The organism is uncultured Algibacter sp., assembly GCF_905480415.1.
Classification (GTDB): domain Bacteria; phylum Bacteroidota; class Bacteroidia; order Flavobacteriales; family Flavobacteriaceae; genus Algibacter_B.
In genome coordinates this window covers 1-5,783 of sequence record NZ_CAJQQI010000178.1, presented here as the reverse complement: position 1 = coordinate 5,783, position 5,783 = coordinate 1, and the positions used below count along the sequence as shown (strand labels likewise).

General features: G+C 30.9%; 4 protein-coding genes and 1 pseudogene. 1 reads left to right on the top strand and 4 read right to left on the bottom strand.

The features are described from left to right. From QZ260_RS12135 to tsaD, 4 genes are all read right to left on the bottom strand, one after another. Positions 1-309: TrmH family RNA methyltransferase (locus QZ260_RS12135; RefSeq protein ID WP_295986622.1), on the bottom strand; the 309-nt coding region annotated here is incomplete at its 3' end. 60 nt (positions 310-369) lie between these two features. Beyond that, positions 370-1,011 (bottom strand): DUF4159 domain-containing protein, encoded by a 642-nt coding sequence (locus QZ260_RS12130; RefSeq protein WP_295986620.1) that lies wholly within the window; start codon positions 1,009-1,011, stop codon positions 370-372. A gap of 8 nt (positions 1,012-1,019) precedes the next feature. Then, positions 1,020-1,739: a 16S rRNA (uracil(1498)-N(3))-methyltransferase gene (locus tag QZ260_RS12125; protein ID WP_295986619.1), complete on the bottom strand. Its 720-nt coding sequence runs from the start codon at positions 1,737-1,739 to the stop codon at positions 1,020-1,022. Positions 1,740-1,802: 63 nt separating this feature from the next. Further along, positions 1,803-2,825: a tRNA (adenosine(37)-N6)-threonylcarbamoyltransferase complex transferase subunit TsaD gene (gene tsaD, locus QZ260_RS12120; RefSeq protein WP_295986617.1), complete on the bottom strand. Its 1,023-nt coding sequence runs from the start codon at positions 2,823-2,825 to the stop codon at positions 1,803-1,805. 240 nt (positions 2,826-3,065) lie between these two features. On the opposite strand from tsaD, the pseudogene QZ260_RS12115 reads away from it, so the two are divergent. Continuing rightward, positions 3,066-5,783: pseudogene (locus QZ260_RS12115) on the top strand (translocation/assembly module TamB); the annotation flags it as partial.

The window sequence follows — 5,783 nt, the reverse complement described above, 5'->3', positions numbered from 1 at the left end:
AACTGCTTGACTTGAATTCGTTATTTCTAATGAAATGATTTGATAGTTTTTACTTTTTAAATCTTGAATTACTTCTAGCGCATCTCTATTAACTTCATAATTAACTATTTTTTCAGTAGCTCTCGAGGTTTTTGCCATTTTCCGACCTAACGAAATATCATCACCACAAAGTATCAGTTTTTCAATACCAAAAGCATCAGCGATTCTAAATAAGCTTCCAATGTTTGGTGCGTTGGTAACATTATCACAAATTAAAGTGATTGGAAAGATTTGTTCTTTAAAATTAGTATTGTAGTGGTTGAGTTGCATATTTCAGTCGCAGTATTCAGTTGCAGTTTGCAGCAAATATATTAGTGAATTTGTGGCAATCTAATTCTCAAATGCATATTTCACAATATTAGTTCCCATTTTAAGAGCTCTTTCTCTAACATCAGGAGGATCGTTATGGACTTCGGGATCTTCCCATCCATCTCCTAAATCACTTTCATAAGTAAATAATAATATCAGTCTATTTTGATGAAAAAGTCCAAATGCTTGAGGACGTTTGCCATCATGTTCATGTATTTTTGGTAACCCTTTTGGGAATTTATATTCTATATTAAAAATAACATGACTTTTTGGTAACTCAACTAAATCTTTATCTGGAAATACTTTTTTTAACTCTTTAGTTACGTAGGGTTCCATGCCATAGTTGTCATCAATATGCAAGAACCCACCAGAAATTAGATAATTACTCAAGTTTTCAGCATCGGTTTCACTAAAAAACACATTGCCATGACCAGTCATGTGTAGTAATGGAAACTGAAAAATATCTGAGCTACCAACTTCAACCGTTTGAGGCTTGGGATTTATTTTAGTGTTGATGTTATCATTGCAAAATTTAATAAGGTTTGGCAGAGCGGTGGGGTTACCATACCAGTCACCACCACCTTTGTATTTTAAAATGGCTAAATCTTGTGTATATGAGAATACAGAAAATAGACAAAAGAAAAAAAAGATAATTAACTTCATTAAATAAATTATTGCCCATTATGGGCTTCGTTTATAAAGGCTACAGAATGACAAGCCACTATAGCTGCCGTTTCTGTGCGTAATCTAGTTTCACCCAAAGTTACAGGAATAAAATTATTTTTTAGCGCTTCTGTAATTTCTTTAACAGAAAAATCACCTTCTGGCCCAATTAAAATTGTAATGTCTGTTTTTGGGTTTAGTTGTTGCTTTAAAGATTTTCTATCGGTTTCTTCACAATGTGCAATGAATAGATCACCTTCAAAATCTAGATTTATAAAGTCTTTAAAGGAAATGGCATCATTCAGTTTAGGTAAATAACAATTTAAAGACTGTTTCATGGCCGATTGTAAAATCCGTTCAAAACGTTCTGGTTTAATAACTTTTCGTTCGCTATGATCGCATATAATAGGAGTGATGCTATCTATCCCAATTTCGGTAGCTTTTTCTAAAAACCATTCGTATCGGTCGTTTATTTTTGTTGGAGCAACAGCTAGATGCAAATTATAGTCTCGTTTTGGTTGCTGTTTTTGAGAAATAATTTTCGCCGTACATTTATTAATGTTCGGCATAGAAATTTCAGCAATAAATAACCACCCTTTACCATTTGTAATATACAAGGTGTCCCCAATATTTTTGCGCAGGACTTTTACAATGTGTTTACTTTCTTCTCTTTCAAAAGTAAACTGAGTCGTGTTCTCTGATATGTCTGGATTAAAGAAGAGTTGCATAAAGCTAAGATATAAGGATTTAAGATTTTTGGTTAATGCTTTTTTATTTATTAATACTAAACACTAAATCTTTAAACGTGCCGAAGCTACAACATCTTGTTTAGCAAAATCCCTTTCTAAAAATTTTAAATAACCAACAATAGCAATCATAGCAGCATTATCGGTTGTAAATTCAAATTTGGGAATGTATGTTTTCCAATCAAATTTTTGTTCACCATCTTTTAAAGCTTGTCGTATTCCAGAATTGGCCGAAACACCACCACCGATAGCAATATGTTGTATTCCTGTTTGTTGTGTTGCCAGTTTTAATTTGTCAATTAAAATACCAATAATGGTATATTGAATTGAGGCGCAAATATCATTTAGGTTTTCATCAATAAAATTTGGATTTGCTTTAACTTCGCGTTGAATAAAATAAAGTACAGCAGTTTTGAAACCAGAAAAGCTAAAGTTTAAACCATTTACTCTAGGCTTTGTAAATTGAAAAGCGTTAGGGTTTCCTAATGTTGCACGTTTATCAATTTCTGGTCCAGCTGGGTAGCCTAATCCTAAAATTTTTCCGCTTTTATCAAAAGCTTCACCTACAGCATCATCAATGGTTTCACCAATAACAGTCATGTCAAAATAGTTATCTACTCTAACGATTTGCGTATGCCCGCCAGAAAGCGTCATAGCCAAAAACGGAAAAGGCGGTTTTTTAAACCCATCTTCTTCAATAAAATGTGCTAAAATATGCCCTTGCATATGATTCACATCAATTAAAGGAATTTTTAAACCATAGGCCAAAGATTTTGCAAATGATGTTCCAACCAGTAAACTTCCCATTAACCCAGGACCTCTTGTAAAGGCTATAGCATTTAATTGTTCTTTACGAATACCAGCTTTTTCTATAGCTTGATGTACCACAGGAACAATGTTTTGTTGATGTGCTCTTGAGGCTAATTCAGGTACAACACCACCATATTCTTCATGTATTTTTTGGGTGGCTACAACATTGCTTAAAATACGGCCGTTATGAATTACAGAAGCTGCTGTATCATCACAAGAAGACTCAATTCCAAGGATGTAAATATTTTGTGAAGACATTAATAAATTTTAGGCACAATAATTGTTAATTTTGAAAAAGAATAGACATCTCAATCATTATTTTTATTCGTAATTACAAAAGTAGTTTATTCTTAATAAAGTTATAACTTTAAGGGCATCAAAAAATTCCTAAAAATACTATCAAAAGTAGCAGGTATTCTGTTATTGTTATTCATCATTTTGGTGTTAGTGTTATCCATTCCCGCTGTTCAGACCGGAATAGGCAAGCGCCTCACAAAAATGTTGAATAATGACTTCAAAACCAACATTAATATTGATCGAGTTAGTTTAAAGTTTAATAGCGATGTAGAAATTAAAAATATTTACATTCAAGATTACAAAAAAGATACGCTTATTAGCATTAAAGAACTTAATACATCTATTTTAAGTTTTAAAAACTTGTACCATGGTAATCTAGAGTTTGGAGATATTGATATTGAAAAACTCATTTTTAATATCAAAACTTATGAAGGTTCTACTGAAACAAATCTTGATGTTTTCGTAAATAGGTTTGAAGATGATAATCCAAGAACAGGAGAAAGTACTTTTTTATTGTCGTCAAGTGATGTTTCAATTTATAATGGGGTTTTTACGCTGTCTGATGAAAACCGGGAAACAACAAAAGTGCTTCATTTTGACGACTTAAATATTAATGCTACCAATTTTCTTATAAATGGGAGTAATGTTAGTGCAAGAATAAATACGCTTTCGTTCAAAGATAGTAGGGGTTTGATTATGAAAAACATGATGACCGACTTTGCCTATACACTGCAAGATATGACATTTGCTAATCTGCAAATAAAAACTCCTGGTTCTGTTCTAAAAGGTGACTTGAAATTTTCTTATAACAGGGAAGATTTACAATACTTTGTTGATAAGGTACAAGTAGCTGCGAGTTTTAAAGATTCAAATGTTTTATTAGATGAGCTTAATACTTTTTACAATGAATTTGGTGTTAATCAATATGCGAAATTTAGTGCGGATTTATCAGGTACTTTAAACGATTTACAAGCGAATAATTTGAGGTTAAATACAAATTATAATACAAGAGTTTACGGAAATATTAATTTTAAAAACTTATTTAATAAAGAAGCTGATAATTTTTATATGAATGGAAATTTTAGCAATTTGTCTTCAACATATAAAGATTTAAAAGCATTATTACCAAATGTTCTGGGAGAAGCAATACCCACATCTTTTGACCGATTGGGTTATTTTACCATAGTTGGAAACTCTCAAGTTACATCTTCAAAAGTTATAGCAGAAATTGAAATTGATACCGAGTTAGGTTTTGTTGATTCAAATTTAGAAATCACAAAAATTAATGATATTGATAATGCTGATTATAAAGGGAAACTAATTTTTGAGCAATTTGACTTTGGTATATTTCTAAACGATCCTAAAGTAGGTAAGGCATCTCTAGACTTTGATGTTAATGGGAAAGGGTTTACTGCTGAAAACATAGATACCCAGATAAAGGGAGAGGTTTTTGAATTGGTTTATAATGACTACAATTATAATCATGTGAAAGTATCTGGTAATGTTAAGAATAGAATTTTTGACGGAAACTTAAATGTGAATGATAAAAACCTTCAACTAAATTTTACTGGTTTAGTAGATTTTTCAGAAACTGTAAGAAAGTATGATTTTGAGGCTGTAGTTGATTATGCTAACCTGAACACCCTTAATTTTATAAAGAAAGATAGTATATCTATTTTTAAAAGTAAGGTTAAGATGAACATGAATAGCAGTAGTCTTGATGATGCTTTTGGTAAAATTGCATTTAGCAATACCATATATAAAAATGAGAATGACACTTATTATTTTAAGAAATTTGATGTGTTTTCAAGGTTTGAAAAAGATATTCGTTTTGTTGAGTTTAATTCACCAGATATTATAGAAGGTGATTTAAGAGGACGTTTCTTTCTGAAGGATTTAAAAAAATTGTTTGAAAATTCTATTGGACACATATATACCAATTATATTTCTCATGAAGTTGATACCAATCAGAGTATAGATTTTAACTTTAGAATTTATAATAAAATCGTCGAAGTTATTTATCCTGAGGTTGAACTTGGTAAAAACACCTTCATTAGAGGACGAGTTGAGAGTGATGAAAAGAATTTTAGACTAACTTTTAAATCGCCAAAAATCAAATTCTTAGATAATTTCGCGAATAATATTGAGTTACAGGTTGATAATAGCAACCCTTTATTCAATACTTATGTAGAAATTGATAGTTTAAATACTAAATACTATGATGTTTCAAAGTTTAATTTAATAAACGTAACCGTAAATGACACTTTATTTATGCGTTCTGAGTTTAATGGCGGAAAACGTAATAATGATGTCTATAATTTAAGTTTCTACCATACTATAAATGAGGAAAATGAATCGGTTGTTGGCTTCAAAAAATCTGATGTTACCATAAAAAATAACAAGTGGCAGATCAATGAAAACCAAGATAAATTTCACAAAATATCCTTTGATAAAAAGCTTACAAAGTTTAAAGTTGATAAGTTTAGGGTTAATCACAACAATGAAGAAATTAAACTGTCCGGCTTTATTAAGGATTCCACACAAAAAGATATTAAGCTAAATTTTACAAACGTTGATTTGGCTAAAATAACACCAGATATAGATAGTTTATCCCTCGCAGGAAATGTTAATGGTAAATTGGATGTATTACAAAAAAACGGTAGCTATCTCCCAAATTCAACTATTGTAATTGACGACTTTAAGGTTAATGATTTTTTATTAGGCTCCTTTGACGCTACAGTAACTGGCAATGAATCACTAACTAATTATAGTATAGATGCAATTATTAAGAATGATATAACACGGTCATTTGCTGCAAAAGGAAATATTTTTGTTTCAGGAAGGCGATCAACAGTTGATGTAACACTTGATTTTAACGCGTTTAATTTGGTTCCTTTAAATCCCCTATTGGATGGTGTT

What these genes read in the sequence shown, in the direction of transcription:
- tsaD (WP_295986617.1), bottom strand. Translation starts at nt 2,825, where the DNA reads ATGTCTTCACAAAATATTTACATCCTTGGAATTGAGTCTTCTTGTGAT.
- QZ260_RS12125 (WP_295986619.1), bottom strand. Translation starts at nt 1,739, where the DNA reads ATGCAACTCTTCTTTAATCCAGACATATCAGAGAACACGACTCAGTTT.
- QZ260_RS12130 (WP_295986620.1), bottom strand. Translation starts at nt 1,011, where the DNA reads ATGAAGTTAATTATCTTTTTTTTCTTTTGTCTATTTTCTGTATTCTCA.